The organism is Catalinimonas alkaloidigena, from assembly GCF_900100765.1.
GTDB classification, from domain to species: domain Bacteria; phylum Bacteroidota; class Bacteroidia; order Cytophagales; family Flexibacteraceae; genus Mooreia; species Mooreia alkaloidigena.
Map to the genome: position 1 here is coordinate 1 of NZ_FNFO01000023.1, position 20,487 is coordinate 20,487.

Sequence of the window (20,487 nt, forward strand, 5' to 3'; positions counted from 1 at the left end):
ATTTCGCTCACTTTTCAAGTAGTACCGCAGCGGTGGAAAGTAGAGCGAACGATTAGCTGGCTCCAATGGCGGGGCCACCCTGGCAGAGAAGGTTGATCAAAGACTACGAAGCTGAGGATTCTAGCAGTCAAGCGTTTGTTTACCTATTCAATATCCAACGCATTGTTAAAAAAATTTAGACAGGGTCTCATGCGATTGCCCAGGATAATCACGACCTTTTTGTTGTAGACAGAAGCAATGTCATTGTCAGGATAACAGTCTTCTTGTAACTGTTTGCCTCGTCGTTCAAAATCCTCCAGTAGCGAAATCGCATTCAGGTTCTCAAATTCCCAGCGTCCGGCATCATCTGAATTGTAACAGAAAGAGTGTACTAAAAAAGTGCCATTTCTCTGAATGAAGAAAATATAGTCGGACGTGTTATCGGAAGGAACATGTTCGTCTATCTCGGTTTCCAGAAATGCCATCGTGTCATCTCCTTCCCGCAGTTGAGAAAAGAGTATTTCTTCCTTGCCCACAATCGTAAATACGTCCTGCAAAGGAATATACACTTCGTAGGTTTTTAGCTTCTTGATTTCTACTTCTTTGGAGTACGTATACCCTGTCACGGTTTTGAGATAAATGCGATACATCCCCGTGCTGGGAAGGTCAAATCCAAACTTTTGATGGTTGAAAGCCCTGGTGAGTCTATTGACTTTGTGAATCCCTTCGCCAGCCACGATGAGTGTATCGTAAAAGCTGGTAGAAATGGTCGAATGAGTCATTTCTATCTCTAGTTCCAGCCGGGCGGTTCTGGCCCAACCGTTTACTGCCAGACAAAAACTTAGACCAAACACGAGGAGACGGAGGAGTGGCTGCATAACGGCAGGCGTTTGTGATGCTGATTTGCGATGCTTACAGTTTGATTTCCAGGTAACGGGTTCCTACGATGGGGTTAACGCGATAAGGTGCTATTTCGTAGAAACCAGCTCGGGTGTAGAGGGCCAGGGCGGTTTGCATGGTCGGCAACGTATCCAGGCGCATGGTGCTGTATCCCAGGGATCTTCCCGCTTCCAGGGCGTGCGCAAGAAGTCGCTTGCCGAGGCCGCGCCCCCGGGTTTCTTGACGCAAATACATCCGTTTGAGTTCGCAAACCGAATCGTCCAGCCTTCGGATGCCCACGCACCCCAGGGGCCTGGCGTCCTCGTACGCTACAAAAAGCACTCCGTGCGGGCGCGCGTATTGACGTTCCAGCGTTGCCAACTCTTCTGTAAAGTGCTGAAAGCCCAGATCCACACCGAGCTGCGCAGCGTATTCCTGAAACAACGTTGCCGCGATCCGGTACGCTTCGGGGTTAGTGGCCTCTTGTATCGTGATCATGCGCGCATCGCAGTGCGGTCGTTAGTTCGCGTATTCGCAGGGGCAGTCTTCGTCGTTGACGTAATACGACTTGTAATTGGTCGCTTTGGGGTCCATGCAGCCCTTCAGGTTGAGGAGTTCGACTTTGCGGAACTGTACCGGATGGCTTTCCGCCTGCAGTGCGATGTAGCCTTCTTTGAGGAGCATGCCGTTTTTGGCGATCCACTCCGCCGCGTTGTCGACGTGTCCTTCTTCCCAGCCGTACCCTGCGTTAACGAAGCCCCCACCGATTTGCGGATGCTGGTACGACAGCACCGTGTCGCCGTCGATGATGTGATGAATCACCGAGTCGCCCAGCACGAGCGCTTCTACCGTGACCCATTGGTCACCGTCATACGTTTTCGACTGCGAGTTGATGCAGTGGTCTTCTACAATGGCGCCGTGCATTTCGACCTGTGTACCGGGCGTGCAGACGTTGGCCGTCGGGCGCGGTTCGCCGTCGCTGAGGCCCCCCAGCATTTGCAACTCGACCGACACGGGAAATTCCTGATCGAACGACAGGCTCGCGGCCGACTGCGAGTGAAGCATGACGCCGCTGTTGCGCACGTTCCATTCGGCACCGCCCGGCGTCTGTTCCCCCACAAAACGGTATTCGAACCGCAGCAGGTAATAGGAGTAGGGCTTCTCGTAATACAGGTGACCGTATTTGGTGCCGAACGAGTCGTACTGATCGTAGGCCACCTTGAGGATGCCGTCTTCCACGCGGAAGGTGTTGCCGAAATTCTCGTTCAGCGGAAATCCTGCGATTTTGATGTCCCAGCCGTCCAGGTTTTCACCGTTGAACAACTGGATCCATTCTTCGTCCGATGTTTGCGCAGCGTCCCCGTCGGAGGCAGGGGTACAGGCGGCAACAAGAGACAACAGGCCCAGCACGGACCATAGACGGAAAGCGAGGGAGCGGTTTTGAGGGAGCAGCGACATGAGGTTAGAGCAACAAATGTGGGTGAAGGGAGACGACCACCCCGGCGTTGTAAATGGGGCCAAGTCGGCAATTTGGCCGCCAATATATCGAATTAAAGCGGAGTGACCGGGACGAATCCCCTACTCGTCAAGGGACTGATCGAGTTGGGCCATCAGTTCCCGACAACTGGCCACGCCCTCTTCCGAAGCGAGCATCTTGAGGCGGAGCGCGCCGCGGACGCTCACGGCAATGTTGTACAGAAGCGGGTTGTCCAGAAAATCGTAATTGCCCCGCTGAAGTTGCGGGTAGTTCAGCTCTCGCACGTAGAAGTCGCCGATGTATTTGCTCGTGATGATCTCCTGCCGTTCGTACTCTTTCCGGATGTGGTCGTACAACAGATAGTGTTCTTCGATGGCGGCACGCAACGAAAACTGATCGATCAGCGAATAGTCGCCCGAATTGATGAGCGTCTGGTAAGTGATGGTTTTCGGGCGGAACTCGATCGAAAGGGGCAACTCAAACACCAGGCGGTAGGCGGTGTCCCGGCCGGGCAGGGTGTGCCCCAGGTGCGGCAGAAGCTGCTCGATCGACCGCATGCGCCGGGCGCACTGCGCAATGTTGTCGTGGAGTTGGAGGCTGTCGCGCTCCAGGTCGCGTTTGAGTTGCGTGAGGTACTGCGCGCGGGCGTGGGCTTCCTGGCGGTGGTCTTTCCAGTTGTTGAGCCAAAACGCGAGCGTGATGCCGACGAGCACAATCAGAATCTCGCCGAGGGCGTAACGCCAGTTAATTTTTTTTAGCATAGAGCGTGAACGACTTAGCCTCAAAATAAACATTCTGACCACACGGCCACACGCCGAATGCGTAACTTTGGTAGAGACGCTACGTTTACCAAGGGCGTTTGACGGGGGGCAGTTGGCGGGAAATGCGCCGTAGTGGCGTCGCAGACAGTACCATCATGAAACAATCTACAGAACAAGGATACATCAAAACCGACTGGGACGAGGGCATCACCACCATCGAGTTCTTCCATCCCCAGAGCAACTCGCTGCCCGGCGCGCTGTTGCAGTCGCTGGCGCAGACGATCCGCGAGGAGGGGCAGCGCGCCCAGACGCACCTGATTGTGTTGCGCTCGGGGGGCGACCGTGCCTTTTGTGCCGGAGCCAGCTTCGACGAACTGCTGACCATCGAGAACCGCGAACAGGGCGTGCGCTTCTTTTCGGGGTTTGCGAACGTAATCAACGCCTGCCGCACCTGTCCCAAGCTCATCGTCGGGCGGGCGCAGGGAAAAGCCGTCGGCGGGGGCGTGGGGCTGCTGGCCGCCACCGACTACTGTTTCGCAACGCAATACGCCGAAATCAAACTGAGCGAACTCACCATCGGCATCGGGCCGTTTGTAGTGGGGCCGGCCATCGAACGCAAAATCGGCGTTTCGGCCTTCAGCCAGCTTTCGCTGCACGCAACCACATTTTTTGAGGCGGCGTGGGCCAAAGAGAAAGGATTGTTCGCGGAAGTGTACGACGAGATTGAGGAGATGGACGACGCACTCGAAGTCTACACCCGCCAACTGGCCGCCTCGAATCCGGCCGCCCTTCAAGGCCTCAAAGCGGTATTCTGGAAAGGAACCGACCATTGGGACACGCTGTTGCGCGACCGCGCCGAACTGAGCGGCGAGCTGGTGCTATCCGACTTCACGCGGGCGGCCATCCGGCGGTTTAAACAGAAGTAGGTCCTTTTTCGGAAGCGTGGCGGCTACTTGCGAGCGTCGATGAGTGCTCGTAGGTGCAGAAAGGGCGCAAGGTGGTCTTGTTCTGTTTCGTCGAGGGGATACCAGTCGATCCAGCTAATACGCATTGCCGTATCGTACTCTCCCAGCAAAGTGTCCAGTAAAATAAACACCGCGTGTTGCATGGGGCCGTTGTCGGGCGTGTAGCCCCGGATGTAAAGTTCCACGCCAATTCCGTCTTCTTCGTCGGCGTACCGAAAGAAAATATCGTTGTACGATACAGAAGTATCTCCAAATTGAATGCGAAGGCCTTCGCCATCGACGCGTTGCCGGAAGGCGTAAATCTGCCAGCCGGGGAGGTCCGGTGCGGCCTGTGCCAGCCGTTCTGCGGCAGGAAAGTACGCCCTGATCCCGTCGGGCGAGATGGCAAACTCCCGGATGCCCGTCGGCCGCAGGGAACTGAATTCAAACGTCAGCTCCGGGCAAACCTGCTGAAGCCGATGGGTTAGGGCTTCGAATAAGTCGTCTCGCCGTTGGGGATCGTCTACCCCTTCATGGTACAAGGCCTGATGGGTCGAAAACCAGTGCCAGAACTTGGCTTCCGGGGTAAGCGATGAGGCATTAGCGCGTGCCATAGACCGGTTGAGGAGACGAAAGGGATGCGTTGAACAGAACCACCAAACTAGCTACTACCCGCCCGAAAAACAAAAGCGACTTCCCCGTTTCCAGGGAAGCCGCCTTCCTGTTTGTATGCTATGCTTAGATCAGAAGCGGTAGAGCGCGACCATGGCAGAATCCTGTTGGTTGGCGGGCAGGCTGATGCCGTCTTCGTGCGTATCGACGAGGAACACATCGCCGCCTTTGGTCAGCGTCTGAATGGCCGCGTAGTTGATCAATTCGTGCGTTTCGGGCGTGGGCCCGTCGGCTTGGGTCGTTTCGAACGATTCGGGATCGATTTTTCCCCAGACTTCTTTGTGGTTGGCCGTGAAGAGCGTGCCGACTTTGCCCATCAGGGCCGACTGCACAATCTCGTACGGATTTTCGGTGGCCTGGTCGGTACCGCCCACTTCCTTGATCTGTTCCAGCGCCTTGGTCCGTTTCTGACTGAACCGCTCTTCCATTACCGTCAGGCTTTTCTGGTGCAGTTCCTTCTCGCTCCAGTCGTCGGGGTTACCGTCGATGTGCCGATCCTTAATCAGGTGGTCGTAGTGGCAGGCGTTGCGGAAAATCGCGTACTCGAACTCCACCCCGGCAAACAGCAGGGGCAACGGCTGCGTGCGGTTCAGTTGCGTCTCCAGCGGGCGACATACGTCGTGGAAAAACCGTTCGATGTCGATCTTGTACGTATCCTTACCACCGCCCTGGCCGTGGAACATGGCGCCTTCGCGTCGGGCCGAGCCGCCCTGGGCCGTGCTGCCGCCGCGCCACTGCAACGACTCTTCGGGCTCTTCGTACTGTTCGGCCTCGGCGCGGCTGGTCGGAATGTCGCCGTCCATCGGGACCGGCTGAATGTCGTACGGAGTGGCTTCAAACAGGCGGACCTTGTTTTGACTGACGGCCAGAATGTAGTAGTGCGCTTTGCGGTTGAGCAGCGACGCCAGCGGCACAATGTAGCCGGACGCATCGACCACGACGCGCTCCTGCACCGCTACCGGCAGCGAGTGCGTCACGAACAGATCCTGCCCCAGAAACAACGCCAGTCCGGCTTCGCGGTGCCGCCAGAAATCGTCGTCGTCGAGCAGTTGTTCGGCGGGCGCAAACACCGCCTCCGTCTGCTCTTCGGTCAGGTCATAGCCCGACGCCTCCAGCGTTTGGCGCGCCTGCTTCAGCAGGTTTTTGAACTGTTTCTGGTCCTGTTGTTCCAGTACTTCGTGCCCGCTGCGGTGGGTGGGCAGGTAAATCGAAATGATGGGAGCATGATCGGCGGCCATCAGCCGGTCCAGATCTTCCCGGGTTATGGTATCTTTCATAGGGTGTTGCATTAAAAACCTTGTCTTTTTACCTACGAAAGCTTCTCCCGAAGGGTTAATCCATAAAAAAAGCCCCGCATCGGGGTGGATGCAGGGCCGAACAGGTTGCTTTAAACGTGCGGGTTGAAAGAGAACCGTGCGGTGGCGACGGATCGTTCAGACCAGGAACAACGTTCGCTGGGCCATTTCCTTTAGCTGCGGTACATGTTGCAAGCAATAGTAGTTCTCCCACGACTTGGTCAGTCCGCGGGTATAACTCAGGTCTTGCTGGTCTGCATGGGCAATTTTCAGTACGCTCATGGGGCCTTTTTGCTTTTTCATGGCGATCATATGACCTATAGTTTAGAGAAGAGATAGTGGAATCTCCGCGCGATTCCGCGTTGTTAACGAACGCTTCCGAAGCGGTAGTATACAAGGCTAAAAGTATTCGCTGGGGCGCTGATGCCCTTCGGAGGGGAGACAGAGCATGAAAAAAGAGGGTTGAATGGCAAAATTGCCCGGAAGAATCGGCGGAATTGTAGAGCGGGATATTGGTTTTTCGCGGAAACATTTTATAATGAATTCATTCCGCATACCACCATGAAAAACATCCTTGTACCCACCGATTTTTCCGAACTGGCTTACGATGCCCTTTCCGTGGCCGGTTATCTGGCGGGCCCCAGCCAAGCCCACGTGTATTTGTTGAATGTGATCGAGCCGGTAGGGGCCGCTGTCGGCTCGGGCATCGGCGGTGCGCACGACGACGGCATGCACCAGGTCTACATGATCAAACTGATTGAGCAGACCCAGCGCGACCTGGTCGAGCTGGCCGAAGATCCGCGTTTTGCGAACATCTACCTGACGCCCAAGGTGCTGATGGGGCGGGTGTTTGAGCGCATCGACCGGATGGTGGAAGACCATCAGATGGACCTGGTGGTGATGGGCACGGCGGGGCTGTCGGGCTTCGACGAACTCATGCTGGGATCGACGACCGAAAAAGTGGTGCGTCGTGTCAACTGCCCTGTTCTGGCGGTACACGACCTCGGCGACGCGGATTTTAAGCTGGAATCGGTTGTGCTGGCAACCGACGGTCACGAAGATGCTACCCGGCTGGTGGCGGTGGTAAAACAACTCCAGGCGCAGTTCCATTTTCACATCCATCTGCTGACGGTCATCACGCCGCTCCACTTCCTTTCCACCAAAGTGGGCGAAGAGCACCTCAAGGCGTTTGTGGAGCAGCACCAACTGGAAAACACTACCTTGCACCTGTACAGCGACGTGAGCGAAGAGAAAGGCATCCTGAGCTTCGCCCGCGAAGTGGAGGCCGATCTGATTGCCCTGGTGACGCATCACCGTCGGGGGCTGATGCACTTTTTCCGCGGCAGCCTCGGCGAAGATATTGTGAACCATGCCATTCGGCCGGTGCTGACCGTGCGTATTTAATTGATCCGTTTGTTGATTTCGACCTCGTTACGTACCGAACGTTTGCTGCTGCGTCGCTACCGTGAAGGCGACGGAGAGATGTTTTTCGAGCTGATCCGGCGCGAACGCACGCGCCTGGCCGAAAGCTTTCCGGTAACGGTCAGCCAAGCCCCCGATTTGCGGAGCGCCGAAGAGCACATTCAGCACCTGGCGGCGCAGTGGTACCTGCGCAAAACGTACGCGTTTGCGTTGCTGGCCCCCGACACGCAACAGTACCTCGGCTACCTGGCCATCAAAAACCTGAACTGGTTTCACCAGCACGGCGAACTGGCCTATTTCCTGGCCGCCCACGCCGAAGGGCAGGGGCTGATGCGCGAAGCGATCGGCCGGGTGGTGGGCTTTGCCTGGGACGAACTGAAGCTGAACCGGCTCTACATCCGCGCGTTTGTGCACAACGAACGAAGTCGACACCTGGCGCTGGCCTGCGGGTTTCAGGAAGAAGGCGTGTTGAAAGAGGAGTTTCGCCTGCCCGATGGGCGCTACACCGACGTGGCCTGTTATGGCCTGACCCGTCAGCAGTTCGAGGCGTCAAGGTAGAGGGGGCAATTGGGTGATTGAGCGGGAACGGAGGCTTTCCTTCGTATCTTCTGCCCGGCTCCTGCCGTATCAAGGGCTGAGCCTGAACCGCGCTACCCCTCGTGCGGCGACCAGGACAGTGAGCCATGAGAATCCGCATTATCCCCTTTTTCTTCCTGCTTTGTGTGAGTCTGTCGGGCGTGCAGGCCCAAAAGACGAACTTCGTTAAACGCTACTGGAACCGGCTGGTAAACGACACCAGCGATATTTCCAAACCACAGTTTCTGGTTTATCCCACGCTGGCCTATGCGCCCGAAACGAGCTGGGAATTCGGCCTGAGCAGCCTTTACGTCTACTACGCGAAGCGCGACACCACCAACCGCCTCAGCGAAATCAACGGCTTTACGTTCTACACCCTGGAAAATCAGTACGGCCTCTGGTTCGACCACGCACTGTATTCCGATCAGAACCGCTGGTTTTTTCTGGGACGCTGGCGGCTGCAAAGCTTCCCGCTGCTGTACTACGGCATCGGGTCCGATTCGCCCGAAGAGCACGTGGCCCAGATCAACGGCAACCAGATTCAACTGAAAGAGCGGGTATTGCACAACCTCACCGGGCCGCTGTATGCGGGCATCGAACTGGATTACCAGCGCTTGAGTTCCGTCGAATTCGTGCCCCGCGAAACCGACGCGGTTGACGTGCCCCCGGGCGGGCGGGGGTCGGCCAACCTGGCGTTCGGCATGGGGCTGATCTACGACAACCGGCACAACGTGCTGAACGTGCGCGACGGGCTTTTCTCCGAGCTGGCGTTTTTGCGGTACGACGACGCCTGGGGAAGCGATTTTTCCTTTACTTCCATCGTATCCGACACCCGCCTGTACCGCCCCATGAACGAGCGCGACGTGCTGGCCGCGCAGGTATTGGGGCAGTTCAATACGGGCCGGACGCCCTTCAACCAGTTGGCCCTGATGGGGGGCGAGAGCATCATGCGTGGGTACTACCTGGGGCGTTTCCGTGACAACAACCAGGTGGCTGCACAGGTCGAATACCGCTTTTTGCCGCTGCCGCTCGGCTTCACCAACCGGTTGGGAGCCGCGGCCTTCGCCGGTACGGGCGCGGTGTTCAACCGCCTGTCGACTCTCTCACACAACGATTTCGTCTGGTCGGCCGGGGGCGGGCTCCGTTTCCTCCTCTTTCCGAAAAAAGACATTTTCACCCGCCTCGACGTCGCCTTCACGCAGGAAGGCCCCGGGTTCTACATCTTCATCGGCGAAGCCTTCTGAATGCTCAGCCGTGTTCGGCTCCTCTTTGAAAACGCGGGGGCCTGCATCAACGAAGCGCCAGCGCCGGTAATCAGGCAAAATCGCTTACGCGAATGCAAAGTTGCCTAATTCCGCTTCGGCCTTTACCTTTCAGCATTGATACTTTTCTCCTCGCCTTTACCTATGCTGAAACGTTACTTTTTCTTGCTCAGCCTGTTGGTCTGTTCCGGCCTCATGGCCCAGGTCACCCGTCCCCGCAACGGCGTCTGGGACGAACGCACCGGCTCCTACGCCTTTACCAATGCTACCTTGTTTACCGACTACCAGACGCGCATCGACGGTGCCACGTTGGTGATTCGCGACGGGAAAGTGGTGGCGGCCGGAGCTAACGTAGCCGTACCCCCGGGCGCGGCGGTGATCGACCTCGCCGGGCGCTTCGTGTACCCGGGCCTGATCGACGTGTACACCGACTACGGCATGCCGCAACTGGAGGGCAACGCGGGTGGCGGCCGCCGACGCCGGAGCGGAGGACCGCAGATGGAATCTGAAAAAGAGGGCGTTTACTCGTGGAACCAGGCGGTGCATCCGGAAGACGAAGCCGTCGAGCTGTTCAAGACCAACACCAAACAAGCCGACGAACTCCGGAAACTGGGCTTTGGGGCCGTGCTCACGTTTCCGCACGACGGCATCGCCCGCGGCTCGGCGCTGCTGGTGAATCTGGCGGAGCCTTCGACCGGCAACCCGACCGAAACCATCCTGAAAGCGCGCGCCGCGGCCGCGTATTCCTTCAACAAAGGCTCTTCGACGCAAGACTACCCGAGTTCGCTCATGGGCTCGATTGCGCTGTTGCGCCAGACGTATTACGACGCCCAGTGGTACGCCAACGCCACCGACAAAGAGCCGAACCTTTCGCTCGATGCCTGGCTCCGGCAGCAGGCGTTGCCGCAGGTGTTTGAAACCGACAACAAACTGGACCTGCTGCGTGCCGACAACGTAGGCGACGAATTTGGTGTGCAGTACATCATCAAAACCGCGGGAGACGAGTACCAGCGCCTCGACGCCATCAAAGCAACGGGCGCTTCGCTAATCGTGCCGCTCGAGTTTCCGAAGCCTTACGACGTGGAAGATCCGTTCGACGCCAGCCTGGTGACCAACGAGCAGATGAAGCACTGGGAAATGGCCCCGGCCAATGCGGCGTGGCTGGCCCGCGAGGGGCTGACCTTTGCGCTGACCACGGCCGACCTGAAAGAAAAGAAAGCGTTTACGGGCAACCTGAAAAAGGCCATGCAGTACGGCCTCTCGTTCCGCGATGCGCTGCGGGCCCTGACCGAAACGCCCGCGCGTCTACTCGGCGTAGAAGACCAGCTCGGCAGCCTGCGTCCCGGGTGGCAGGCCAACTTCCTGATTGCGTCCGACAGCCTGTTCAAAGACGAAACGGTGTTGTACGAAAACTGGATCGGCGGTGCGCGCTACGTCCTGACCCCGATGCAGGCCGATCTGCGCGGCACGTACCAGTTGCAGGTGGGCAACGGCCCTTCGCTGAAGCTGGAAATTACCGGACAACCCGATAAAGCCAAGGCGCAGGTGTACCTCGACACGACCAAAACCGCCACCACCCTGCAAGCCGAGGGCGAACTGGTGACGATGAGCTTTGTGCCCGTCCGCAAGGGCAAAAAGCGTGTGAGCCTCTCGGGCTGGCGCGAAGAGCAGAACCTGATGGGCGAAGGCACCGATACCTCGGGCACCCCGGTGAAATGGCGCGCCACCTACACCGGACCTGCGCCGGCCGATACGACGCGACCCGCCAACCGCAAAGCGCCGGAGGTGCCCGAAATGGGCGAGCTGGTTTATCCCTTCATGGCGTACGGGTGGGATACGTTGCCCACGGCCGAAACCGTGCTGATCCGCAACGCGACGGTCTGGACCAACGAAGCCGACGGCGTCCTGGAAACGACCGACGTGCTGGTACGCAACGGAAAAATTGCGGCGGTCGGCCAAGGACTGTCGGCAACGGGCGCAACGGTGGTCGACGGGACAGGCAAGCACCTCACCAGCGGCATCATCGACGAACACTCGCACATCGCCATCAGCCGGGGCGTTAACGAAGGCACCCACGCCGTCACCGCCGAAGTGCGCGTCGGCGACGTGGTCAACTCCGAAGACATCAACATCTACCGCCAACTGGCAGGTGGCGTCACGGCCGCACAACTTTTGCACGGCTCGGCCAACCCCATCGGCGGTCAGTCCGAACTGGTCAAGCTGCGCTGGGGCCGCCTCCCCGAAGAACTCAAAATCGAAGGCGCCGACGAGTACATCAAATTCGCGCTGGGCGAGAACGTGAAGCAGTCGAACTGGGGCGATGCCAACCGCGTCCGTTTCCCGCAAACGCGCATGGGCGTGGAGCAGGTCTACGTCGACGCGTTTCAGCGCGCCAAAGAGTACGACCGCGCCTGGAAGAACTACAACGGCCTTTCGCGCCGCCAGCGAGCCAATGCAAAAGCGCCCCACCGCGACTTGCAACTGGAAGCTTTGGCCGAAATCCTGAACGACGCGCGGTTCATCACCTGTCACTCGTACATACAGTCGGAAATCAACATGTTGCTGCACGTCGCCGACACGATGGGCTTCAAAGTCAACACGTTTACGCACATCCTGGAAGGCTACAAAGTGGCCGATAAAATGAAAGCGCACGGGGCTGGCGCGGGCACTTTCTCCGACTGGTGGGCCTACAAATACGAGGTGATCGGTGCGATTCCGTACAACGCTGCCATCATGGACAAAGTCGGTGTGGTGACGGCCATCAACTCCGACGACGCCGAAATGGCGCGCCGCCTGAACCAGGAAGCGGCCAAAACCATCAAATACGGTGGATTGAGCGAGGAAGAAGCCTGGAAAACGGTGACCTTGAACCCGGCCAAACTCCTCCACCTCGACGACCGCATGGGCAGCATTAAAGTGGGCAAAGACGCCGACCTGGTCCTCTGGTCCGATCACCCGCTATCGATCTACGCCAAGCCCGAGCAAACGTACGTAGACGGCATCCTCTACTTCGACCTGGCGCGCGACCGGCAGATGCGGGAAGAGATGCAACAGGAACGCCAGCGCATCATCCAGAAAATGCTCCAGGCCAAAGGCAGCGGCGAAAAAGGCCAGCAACCCCGCCCGTCGCGCAACGGCACCTGGGATTGCGAAGTGATCCTCGACATCTGGGCCATCGACGGCGAGTAGTCATCTTAAGCCCCTCAAAAGCAAAGGCGCAGTCTCTCGCGAGGCTGCGCCTTTTTGATTTTAGCGGTTTTAGGTGTGGCAGTATTTTTGAGCGAGCCTCCTCGCTACAATTCGCTCGTATGCGGCAAGTTTAGCGGCGCAGCCGCGTAACTTGTGGTGCTACCTACTGCGCGTTTTCAACGCGCGCAAGGGAACGCTTACAGGTTTTTCCCGTAAGCCTGCGCGGTTTGACCAAAACTTAACGTAGGTGACTCAACATTTAACGTAGGAGGGTTTCTGACGACTTCATCAAGAGCTGACAAAGTAAAAACTTTCCGCGAATAGCTTCTACATATGCAGCGTCAGAATTGTGCCGCAGGCAGCACTTAACCTGGAGCCTTGCCTCTCCCGCGTATTTTGGGCAATTTGGGGATTTCCAATTTCCATCACATCCTCATGCAAAACAACCGCCGTCGCTTTCTGAAACAGGCCGCTCAGGCATCGCTCGGATTGGGCGCCCTCGCTTCGCTGCCCCTTTCTTCTTTTTCTATGGCTCGTCCGCAGGAACTTTTCTTCGACATTTCCCTGGCCGAATGGTCGCTGCACAAGGCGCTGTTCGCCGGAAAAATGACCAACCTCGACTTTCCGGCCAAGGCCAAACAGTCGTTCGACATCAGTGCCGTAGAGTACGTCAGCGTCTTTTTCGACAAGAAAGAGAAGGAGCAATCGTACCTGCGCGACCTGAAAAAGCGGTGCGATGACCTCGGGGTGCGCAGCGTGCTGATTATGGTCGACCGTGAAGGCTATCTGGCTGACCGTGACAAAGCCAAACGGATGGAAGCGGTGCAGAACCACCACAAGTGGGTCGATGCCGCCAAGTTTCTGGGCTGTCATTCGATTCGGGTCAATGCCCACGGCGAAGGCACCGCCGACGAAGTAAAGCAGGCGGCCGTGGAAGGCCTCGGGACGCTCGCGGAATACGGCGCGAAAAACGGCATCAACATCATCGTGGAAAACCACGGCGGCTATTCGTCGAACGGGGCGTGGCTGGCCGACGTGATGAAACAGGTCAACAACCCGAACTGTGGCACCCTGCCCGACTTCGGCAACTTCCGCCTGAGCGAGACCGAAGAGTACGACAAGTACAAGGGCGTGAAGGAGATGATGCCCTACGCGAAAGGCGTCAGCGCCAAAGCGTATGAGTTCGACGCAAACGGCAACGAACCAAAAATAGACTTCCGGAAGATGATGCAGCTCGTAAAAGACGCGGGTTATACCGGCTACGTCGGCATCGAATACGAAGGGAGCCAGCTGTCTGAAGAGGCGGGCATCCGGGCTACCAAGCAGTTGCTGGAAAAGGTCGGCGCGGAACTGAGCTAACGGAAGGTAAGCTTCTCAAAAAAACAACCGGCCCTGTCCGGTAGCAATGGAGTGTCGGGATGACACTAAAAAAGCTCCCTCTAAAAGAAGGAGCTTTTTTGTTTTCTTTTAGTGACGCTTAGGCCTGGGTAGCTTGCAGAAGGGGGATCAGGTGGCTGTGTCCGTTGGCGCGGGCAATGCTCAGGGCCGTATTGCCTTTCGCATCCTGGAGTGTCGGGTCAGCCCCGTACTGCAACAGCAGCTCAATCAATTCTTGTTGCGCAAACATGGCGGCCATCATCAGCGGGGTCGCGCCGGCCGCGCTGCGGGCATTCGGATTGGCGTTGTGGGTGAGTAGCGTCTGCGCGATGCCGACGTAGCCTTTAAAGGCCGTGCCCATCAGCGGCGTGTTGCCATTGCGGTCGGGCGAATCGGGATCGGCTCCGTGCTGGAGGAGGAGTTCCACCATGGGGCGCTGGTCATTGTAAGCCGCCAGCATCAGCAGCGAAAAGCCGCGCTCGTCGTACAGGTTGGCATCGAGGCCGGCTTTCAGGAAAAACTCCATCACCTCGGTGTCGCCACGGCGCACAATCTCGTGATAGTCAACGTTTTTAGGATCTGTCATACTCGTAATTAGGTAAGGGGTACGCCCGCGCTGCAAACGGCGGAGGTACCCAGGTCATCGGTGGATAAAGGCGAAGAACGGCGGCTTTGTCGGCACATCGGGTGCGCCGGCCGCCACTGTACAGTTGCGTACGCGATGTAAAGTAGAAGAAATGGCGTAATCGGTAAAATCGATATTATAGATTATACTATAGCCTGCGACTATATTAACGCTTGGAATAGGATTCTGCCTAACCTAGTGAGAAGGGATGCTTGTTTTGTGATTTACCATTTGAGCAGTATGTTGACGTGCTAATTTGTATGGGTAACGAATAGACTATGGAAGAAGCTGGATTAAAGCGCACCCTCGGCCCCGTCCTGTTGTGGGGCATGGGGGTAGGGCTGGTCATCTCAGGGATGTATTTCGGCTGGAACCTCGGCCTCGCGGAAGGCGGCACTGGTGGATTGGCCGTCGCGACGGGGTTCATCGCGCTGATGTACGTCACTTTTACCTTCAGCTACGTCGAACTGGCCTGCGCCATTCCGAAAGCCGGGGGCGCGTTCGACTACGCCGACCGGGCACTGGGGCGGGAGATGGGTTTTCTGGGGGGCATGGCGCAACTGATCGAATTCGTATTCGCGCCGCCCGCCATTGCCGCCGCCATCGGCGCGTATTTTCACCTCTACTTTCCGGCCCTGCCGACGCTGGGCATCGCCATCGTGGCGTACGTGCTCTTTACACTCCTCAACATTTCGGGTGTAAAGACGGCGACGCAATTCGAACTGGTGGTGACCGTGCTGGCCGTGGTCGAACTGCTGATTTTCGCGGGCGTCACCCTCCCCGAATTCCAAGCTGAAAACCTCATGCTGAATGCCTGGCCGAACGGCTGGGCGGGTGTTTTTCCGGCGATTCCGTTTGCGGTCTGGTTTTTCCTGGCCATCGAGGGCGTCGCCAACCTGGCGGAAGAGACGGTCAACCCGCAGCGCAATGTGTTGCTGGGCTTTGGCTCGGCGATCCTGACGCTCGTGGCGCTGTGTGTCTTGACCTTCGTATCGTCGGTGGGCGTCGCGGGGTGGGAAGCGATCGTCTATGCCCCGGAAAGCGGTGAACCCTCCGATTCGCCCCTGCCGCTGGCGCTTTCGCATGTGGTGGGCGACAGCAACTGGCTGTACCATCTGCTCATCACCATCGGGTTGCTGGGGCTGGTGGCTTCGTTCCACGGGATTATCCTGGCCGCGGGCCGAGCGACGTTCGAGTTCGGACGCGTGGGTTACCTGCCGCGTGCGTTGGGCCGCATTCACCCGCGTTTCCGCACCCCGGCCCATGCGCTGCTCGTCAACATGGGGATCGGCATCGTCGCGCTGCTGACGGGCCGTACCGGCGAGATCATCACGCTGGCAGGCTTCGGGGCGCTTACGCTGTACTTCATTTCGATGGTCAGCCTGTTCCGGCTCCGTCGCCGCGAACCTAGGCTGGAGCGTCCGTTTCGCGTGCCGTTCTATCCCTGGTTTCCGGCCATCGCGCTGGTCATTTCCGCCGTCGCCCTCGTGGCCATGATCGTCTACAACCTCGGGATCGCCGCCGTTTACTTCGCCCTCCTGGCCCTCGCTTACGGCTACTTCCACTTCTTCGTCAAATCCAAGACGATCGAGGAGCGGGTCGGAGTGGAATAAAAATCATTCTTCACGATTTGTCCTCTCCTCTCAAACATGTACTGCCACGGTGGCCACGACCCGGCTCGAACGAATCGGTCCGCCGATGCGGTGAGAGATCTTGTTCCAGAAGCCAGAAGATTTCTCGCGAATGCTCGAAATGACAAAAGGGGTTATAAAAGAATACGATGGAGGATAGCAATTTTTCAGTTAAACAGCAGCTTTGGCGAAAGCAATTGGACGAAGGGCGCAGTCGCTTGTTGTCATTTGCCTTCCTGTCTTTCCTGGTGGCTTTAATATTTCTATTCTTCTTATTTACGCTCCATACGCCACCCCACTTTCTCCTTTATACCGTCACTGGACTGGTCTATCTCGTTTTTTATAAGGTGTGGGCCCGCTTTCCTGCTGTGGTGCTGGTCGCCTCAAGCCTATTCTATCTGCTCCATACCTATTTAGAATTTCGTCTGGATTTGAATTTTGAATTTCTAAGGGCGTATGGCCTGGAAGCGCATGCCACTTCGGCGCGTGCCACCAGCCTAACGCTCGTGCTACTAGATGCCGTACGATTGCTGTACCCATACCTTCGAGTGGCATTAGTGGTGATCCTGCTCGTGGGGTGGATTCCCTATTTGAAACTCAAAAAAGGGTAGTACTTGCTACACATTGATGGCTGATGTTACAGACGCTTGTAATTCTTGGTGCTCCCCTGTCATCGCCCGGCTCGACCATCGGGAGAGATCTTGTTCCAAAATCAGAAGATTTCTCACTTTTGTTCGAAATGACATAGAAGATGGGTGCAAGGGGGGCATCCTGCCAAGGATCTGTACACCTCTGGCGCCGAGTGCCCCTTCCTGCCAAATTCTGGGTACCTTCCGCGGAAACCACCTCTCCCCATGCTGTACACCACCCTCCGCCTGGCGTTACGTCACCTCTTCCGGCAGAAAGTTTATTCCGTCGTGATTCTGCTGAGCCTGATCCTTGGCTTTTCGTTCGCGCATCTGCTGACCGCCTTCGTGGTGCGGGAACTGAACACGGATGCCTTCTTCTCGCAACAAGACTGTCTCTACCGGCTACACAGCAGCGATCCGTTCGGGAGTGACCGGTCCATTTCGTTCATCACCGACGAGACTTCGCAGTATGTGGCGGAGCGGTTTCCGGAAGTCGAGGCGCTGTGTCGGGTGACAGAACTGAACCGGAGCGGCGTGACGGTGCGGACGCAGCACGCTTCTTTTCCGGAGCGGCAGGTGTTGCAGGCGGACCCTATGTTTTTTCGCCTGTTCGATTACCCGTTCCGGGAGGGGAGTGCGGTGCAGGCGCTCCGGCCGCAGACCGTGGTGCTGACGGAAGCTACGGCGCAGGCCTTGTTTGGCGACCGGCGGGCCGTCGGGGAGTCGCTCACCATTCAACTCGATACAGCAGAGCGGCTATTTACGGTGGCGGGCGTGTTGGCTACCCCGGCGGAGAACAGTCATTTGCAGTTCGAGGCCGTGGTGCCCTACGACGCATTTCCACCCCAGGCAGGCGGCGCATCGGCGTATGTGCTGCTCCAACCCGGTACGGCACCGGAGACGCTGGCAGCCCACATCAATGCGGATGCGGCGCGACCGAGTCTGATCGGACCCGGCGGGGCGGAGTATGCGCTGGAGCCGCTGTCGGAGGTGTATTTCGATCAGGACAATGCGAAAGGCTTCACGCAGGTGCGGAACCGCTGGCTGGTTACATTGGGCTGGATCGTGACGTGTCTGATGCTCTTCATCGCCAGTTTCAATTTCATCAACCTGTTTTCCGTCTCGCTGCTGGAACGGCAGAAGGAGTTCGGCATCAAAAAAGTGCTGGGCGCATCGGGCGGCGCGATCCGGAGCGGGGCCGGGGTCGAGGTGGCGCTGTATCTGGGCATCGCACTGGTGCTGTCGAGTGTGCTGACCTATAGCCTGTTGCCGTACTTCAATGACATCTTCGCCGCTTCACTCGACGTACGCTACCTGGGCGACGGGAAAGTAGTGGGCGGCTTCGGCTTGCTGATTCTGGTGCTGGGGGGAGCGGTGACGTGGGTGTTGTCGCGGTACCTCGCCCGCATCCGACCCGTGGATCTGCTGCGGCGGGCGTCGCAGGCGCGGTGGCGCTTCAATCGGGTGTTCTTCACGGTGCAGTTCGTTATTTCCCTCGCCTTGCTGATCTGCACCGCCATCTTCATCAAGCAGACGCAGTACATCCAGCACAAGCCGCTGGGTTTCAACCGCAACCTGATCGAATTGCGTCCCGCCACACCGGAACAGGCCGGGAAGCTGCCGGTCCTGAAACAGGAACTGGCGCAGGAGCCGCTCGTGCAGCACGCGAGTCTGGCGAGTGGCAATCCCATCTCGGGCAACATGGTGATCCGCTACGAATTGCCCGACGGCGAACTCTACACGCCCTATGCCCTGAGCGGCGACGAGCAACTGTTGGTCACGCTGGGCCTGACGTTGGTAACGGGACGCAACATAGGGCCGGGCGAACCGAACGGAAAGCTGGTCAATGAGAAATTTGTGCGGTATTTTCATCTCGACGATCCCATCGGGGCACCGGTGCCGGGCGCGCCGGACGAAACCATTATCGGCGTGGTCCGTGATTTCAACAGTGTCTCCCTCAAACAGGAAATCCCGCTCTACCTCATCGGGTACAACCCGACGCCCGGCCGTCTCCTGATCGATTTCAGCGGCGCCGAACTGGCCACCGTGCTGCCGCGGCTGGAGCGCGCCTGGAACGAGGTTTATCCCGATCAGCCGTTCGATTATGCGTTGCTCAACGAAGAACTGCTGACCAAACACCGGGAGGATTTCTTTCTCTACCGCCTCGTCGTCGCCTTTGCGGTGGGCAGCATGGCGATCACCTGCTTCGGGCTGTTTGCGCTGGCCTGGGGCACCGCCCGCCGGAAAACGAAAGAAATCGCCATTCGCAAGAGCCTGGGAGCGTCGGCCGGCAGCATCTTCACCCTCCTGACTTGGGAGTTCTCGCGCTGGATCGTCCTCGCCTTCGGGCTGGCCGCCCCGCTGGCCTACTTCCTGATGCAGCGCTGGCTCGACCATTTCGTCTACAAAACCGACCTCAGCGGCTGGATCTTTGTCGCTTCCGGGGCCGTGGCGCTGGGCATTGCCCTGTTGACCGTCAGCGCCCAAACCCTGCGCGCCGCCCGCGCCAATCCGGTCGATTCGTTGCGGTACGAGTAACGCCTAAATCTCTGAGCATGTTGAAAACATTCTTTCTTTGGTGGCTGACCCTCCTGTGGGTACTGGTGGGTGGATGCACATCTACACCCGACCAATCCTCTTCTCAAAACCGACTTGCCAATCTGGCTAATGTCATTACCAACGGGTTTATCAGGCAAAAGAGCTTTGCCTACTTTTCTTCCAAGGACAGTTGCTTCTTTGTGAATTACTATCAGTCACAGGATTACTGGCGGGAAATGGGTCACAGCTTTGACCGCATGAAAACGCCCAATGCTAATTACCAGTATTTTCATCATTATTACCCCATCGGCTACGATTTTACGCTCGTTTCATTTGATCGTCAACCGGATAGTCTCTACTTCTATGGATTGAATGATTTTCAGTTCCTACGCCGCTACGCACTTGCAAACCACGAATGGATAGTGGACTCAACATCAATGCGTATGATGGACAGGGCAAAAGATCCTGAGTTCCGACTCATCGACCTAAGCCAGGAAGGAAATGTGGCATTTCTCAACACTACGTTGCTTCCTGCGGCAGGATTTACGCCCAGGGGACTTTACGATGAAAGCCAGATCTATGACAGACTCTACGCGCTAGCTGCCTTGGTGTACAATTTATACCGTGAGCCTGGTTATGCCTATAACTCCTTTCTGCGTGATATTGGAGGAAGCTATGCGTTGAAGATGCGGCTAAAAGAGTTGAAAGCCGAGGCCTTTCCAAACGACACGCTTTCTGATGCAGAAGTGCAACTGATCGATTCGCTGACCAATCTCCGCGGACCCGACAGGGAGCCTCCTTACACGGACACTTATTTTTATGAGGCCACTAATGGTGTTTTCGTGTTTACGTGTTTACGTATCGGTATAATGAAATGACAGGAGGGTTCAGCGTATCCGTCCATGTTATTCCCAAACTTAAAATGGATTTTGAGTTTGCATACGACATCTACCTGGGTGATCGGTATCCGGCATGTGTAGAATTACCTGAGCGCTAAATATTTTTTACCTCTCCATGCTTCTCTAAAAAAATCTTGGTGGTCGTTGGCAGTAATCTGTGAAGAAACCAAATGACCTTTGACCAGAGAAAATTGGTTTTCAGAAACGTCGGGCGGGGGGCTTCGTCTACTTATCTTAAGACCCTGTCCAAAAATTGCTTAAGGACTGAAGACAAGCAAGGGAACCAGTATAAGTTAGCAGGTAAATCTCGCCAAAGATGTATCCTACCGACC

At 57.2% G+C, this 20,487-nt stretch carries 18 protein-coding genes; 10 read left to right on the forward strand and 8 right to left on the reverse strand.

What is annotated here, in order from left to right:
* Nucleotides 1–143: 143 nt before the first annotated feature.
* From BLR44_RS28120 to BLR44_RS29040, 4 genes are all read right to left on the reverse strand, one after another.
* A complete protein-coding gene (locus BLR44_RS28120) occupies nucleotides 144–857 on the reverse strand; it encodes a hypothetical protein (RefSeq protein ID WP_143017534.1) in 714 nt (237 codons plus the stop codon).
* Between the two features lie 34 nt (nucleotides 858–891).
* Complete coding sequence (locus tag BLR44_RS28125) at nucleotides 892–1,356, reverse strand: GNAT family N-acetyltransferase (protein ID WP_089688790.1); 465 nt, start codon at nucleotides 1,354–1,356, stop codon at nucleotides 892–894.
* 21 nt (nucleotides 1,357–1,377) lie between these two features.
* The gene (locus tag BLR44_RS28130; RefSeq protein ID WP_089688792.1) at nucleotides 1,378–2,316 is read right to left on the reverse strand and encodes a 3-keto-disaccharide hydrolase; all 939 of its coding nucleotides are present in this window, start codon (nucleotides 2,314–2,316) and stop codon (nucleotides 1,378–1,380) included.
* 120 nt (nucleotides 2,317–2,436) lie between these two features.
* On the reverse strand, nucleotides 2,437–3,096 hold the full coding sequence (locus BLR44_RS29040) for a DUF6090 family protein (protein ID WP_089688794.1): 660 nt from the start codon (nucleotides 3,094–3,096) through the stop codon (nucleotides 2,437–2,439).
* 155 nt (nucleotides 3,097–3,251) lie between these two features.
* On the opposite strand from BLR44_RS29040, the gene BLR44_RS28140 reads away from it, so the two are divergent.
* Nucleotides 3,252–4,022: an enoyl-CoA hydratase/isomerase family protein gene (locus BLR44_RS28140; RefSeq protein ID WP_089688796.1), complete on the forward strand. Its 771-nt coding sequence runs from the start codon at nucleotides 3,252–3,254 to the stop codon at nucleotides 4,020–4,022.
* Between the two features lie 23 nt (nucleotides 4,023–4,045).
* Here the strand turns inward: BLR44_RS28140 and BLR44_RS28145 are convergent, their stop codons facing one another.
* The 3 genes from BLR44_RS28145 to BLR44_RS29045 all read right to left on the reverse strand — a co-directional run bounded on the left by BLR44_RS28145 (nucleotide 4,046) and on the right by BLR44_RS29045 (nucleotide 6,319).
* Nucleotides 4,046–4,654, reverse strand: a complete 609-nt coding sequence (locus tag BLR44_RS28145) for a hypothetical protein (protein WP_089688799.1) — start codon at nucleotides 4,652–4,654, stop codon at nucleotides 4,046–4,048.
* A gap of 129 nt (nucleotides 4,655–4,783) precedes the next feature.
* On the reverse strand, nucleotides 4,784–5,989 hold the full coding sequence (locus BLR44_RS28150) for a baeRF3 domain-containing protein (RefSeq protein WP_089688801.1): 1,206 nt from the start codon (nucleotides 5,987–5,989) through the stop codon (nucleotides 4,784–4,786).
* Nucleotides 5,990–6,145: 156 nt separating this feature from the next.
* Nucleotides 6,146–6,319 (reverse strand): hypothetical protein, encoded by a 174-nt coding sequence (locus tag BLR44_RS29045; protein WP_218127217.1) that lies wholly within the window; start codon nucleotides 6,317–6,319, stop codon nucleotides 6,146–6,148.
* A 249-nt stretch (nucleotides 6,320–6,568) separates the two neighbouring features.
* On the opposite strand from BLR44_RS29045, the gene BLR44_RS28155 reads away from it, so the two are divergent.
* From BLR44_RS28155 to BLR44_RS28175, 5 genes are all read left to right on the forward strand, one after another.
* Nucleotides 6,569–7,411 (forward strand): universal stress protein, encoded by an 843-nt coding sequence (locus BLR44_RS28155; protein WP_176956255.1) that lies wholly within the window; start codon nucleotides 6,569–6,571, stop codon nucleotides 7,409–7,411.
* Nucleotides 7,412–7,420: 9 nt separating this feature from the next.
* On the forward strand, nucleotides 7,421–7,987 hold the full coding sequence (locus tag BLR44_RS28160) for a GNAT family N-acetyltransferase (RefSeq protein ID WP_143017535.1): 567 nt from the start codon (nucleotides 7,421–7,423) through the stop codon (nucleotides 7,985–7,987).
* Between the two features lie 125 nt (nucleotides 7,988–8,112).
* The gene (locus tag BLR44_RS28165) at nucleotides 8,113–9,249 is read left to right on the forward strand and encodes a BamA/TamA family outer membrane protein (protein WP_089688807.1); all 1,137 of its coding nucleotides are present in this window, start codon (nucleotides 8,113–8,115) and stop codon (nucleotides 9,247–9,249) included.
* A 162-nt stretch (nucleotides 9,250–9,411) separates the two neighbouring features.
* The gene (locus BLR44_RS28170; RefSeq protein ID WP_089688808.1) at nucleotides 9,412–12,456 is read left to right on the forward strand and encodes an amidohydrolase family protein; all 3,045 of its coding nucleotides are present in this window, start codon (nucleotides 9,412–9,414) and stop codon (nucleotides 12,454–12,456) included.
* Between the two features lie 435 nt (nucleotides 12,457–12,891).
* Complete coding sequence (locus BLR44_RS28175; protein ID WP_089688820.1) at nucleotides 12,892–13,815, forward strand: sugar phosphate isomerase/epimerase family protein; 924 nt, start codon at nucleotides 12,892–12,894, stop codon at nucleotides 13,813–13,815.
* A gap of 118 nt (nucleotides 13,816–13,933) precedes the next feature.
* Here the strand turns inward: BLR44_RS28175 and BLR44_RS28180 are convergent, their stop codons facing one another.
* Nucleotides 13,934–14,419 (reverse strand): ankyrin repeat domain-containing protein, encoded by a 486-nt coding sequence (locus tag BLR44_RS28180; protein ID WP_089688810.1) that lies wholly within the window; start codon nucleotides 14,417–14,419, stop codon nucleotides 13,934–13,936.
* Nucleotides 14,420–14,736: 317 nt separating this feature from the next.
* On the opposite strand from BLR44_RS28180, the gene eat reads away from it, so the two are divergent.
* From eat to BLR44_RS28200, 4 genes are all read left to right on the forward strand, one after another.
* A complete protein-coding gene (gene eat / locus BLR44_RS28185) occupies nucleotides 14,737–16,071 on the forward strand; it encodes an ethanolamine permease (protein WP_089688812.1) in 1,335 nt (444 codons plus the stop codon).
* Nucleotides 16,072–16,238: 167 nt separating this feature from the next.
* Nucleotides 16,239–16,700: a hypothetical protein gene (locus BLR44_RS28190; protein WP_089688814.1), complete on the forward strand. Its 462-nt coding sequence runs from the start codon at nucleotides 16,239–16,241 to the stop codon at nucleotides 16,698–16,700.
* Nucleotides 16,701–16,943: 243 nt separating this feature from the next.
* Nucleotides 16,944–19,256 (forward strand): ABC transporter permease, encoded by a 2,313-nt coding sequence (locus BLR44_RS28195; protein WP_089688815.1) that lies wholly within the window; start codon nucleotides 16,944–16,946, stop codon nucleotides 19,254–19,256.
* Between the two features lie 17 nt (nucleotides 19,257–19,273).
* Nucleotides 19,274–20,134: a hypothetical protein gene (locus BLR44_RS28200; protein WP_089688818.1), complete on the forward strand. Its 861-nt coding sequence runs from the start codon at nucleotides 19,274–19,276 to the stop codon at nucleotides 20,132–20,134.
* The last annotated feature ends 353 nt before the right edge of the window (nucleotides 20,135–20,487 follow it).

Bases quoted from the DNA above. Each gene is read 5' to 3' on its own strand.
- BLR44_RS29040 (WP_089688794.1), bottom strand. From the start codon at position 3,096: ATGCTAAAAAAAATTAACTGGCGTTACGCCCTCGGCGAGATTCTGATT.
- BLR44_RS28140 (WP_089688796.1), top strand. From the start codon at position 3,252: ATGAAACAATCTACAGAACAAGGATACATCAAAACCGACTGGGACGAG.
- eat (WP_089688812.1), top strand. From the start codon at position 14,737: ATGGAAGAAGCTGGATTAAAGCGCACCCTCGGCCCCGTCCTGTTGTGG.
- BLR44_RS28145 (WP_089688799.1), bottom strand. From the start codon at position 4,654: ATGGCACGCGCTAATGCCTCATCGCTTACCCCGGAAGCCAAGTTCTGG.
- BLR44_RS29045 (WP_218127217.1), bottom strand. From the start codon at position 6,319: ATGATCGCCATGAAAAAGCAAAAAGGCCCCATGAGCGTACTGAAAATT.
- BLR44_RS28120 (WP_143017534.1), bottom strand. From the start codon at position 857: ATGCAGCCACTCCTCCGTCTCCTCGTGTTTGGTCTAAGTTTTTGTCTG.
- BLR44_RS28190 (WP_089688814.1), top strand. From the start codon at position 16,239: ATGGAGGATAGCAATTTTTCAGTTAAACAGCAGCTTTGGCGAAAGCAA.
- BLR44_RS28125 (WP_089688790.1), bottom strand. From the start codon at position 1,356: ATGATCACGATACAAGAGGCCACTAACCCCGAAGCGTACCGGATCGCG.
- BLR44_RS28155 (WP_176956255.1), top strand. From the start codon at position 6,569: ATGAAAAACATCCTTGTACCCACCGATTTTTCCGAACTGGCTTACGAT.
- BLR44_RS28175 (WP_089688820.1), top strand. From the start codon at position 12,892: ATGCAAAACAACCGCCGTCGCTTTCTGAAACAGGCCGCTCAGGCATCG.
- BLR44_RS28195 (WP_089688815.1), top strand. From the start codon at position 16,944: ATGCTGTACACCACCCTCCGCCTGGCGTTACGTCACCTCTTCCGGCAG.
- BLR44_RS28200 (WP_089688818.1), top strand. From the start codon at position 19,274: ATGTTGAAAACATTCTTTCTTTGGTGGCTGACCCTCCTGTGGGTACTG.
- BLR44_RS28165 (WP_089688807.1), top strand. From the start codon at position 8,113: ATGAGAATCCGCATTATCCCCTTTTTCTTCCTGCTTTGTGTGAGTCTG.
- BLR44_RS28170 (WP_089688808.1), top strand. From the start codon at position 9,412: ATGCTGAAACGTTACTTTTTCTTGCTCAGCCTGTTGGTCTGTTCCGGC.
- BLR44_RS28180 (WP_089688810.1), bottom strand. From the start codon at position 14,419: ATGACAGATCCTAAAAACGTTGACTATCACGAGATTGTGCGCCGTGGC.
- BLR44_RS28130 (WP_089688792.1), bottom strand. From the start codon at position 2,316: ATGTCGCTGCTCCCTCAAAACCGCTCCCTCGCTTTCCGTCTATGGTCC.
- BLR44_RS28150 (WP_089688801.1), bottom strand. From the start codon at position 5,989: ATGAAAGATACCATAACCCGGGAAGATCTGGACCGGCTGATGGCCGCC.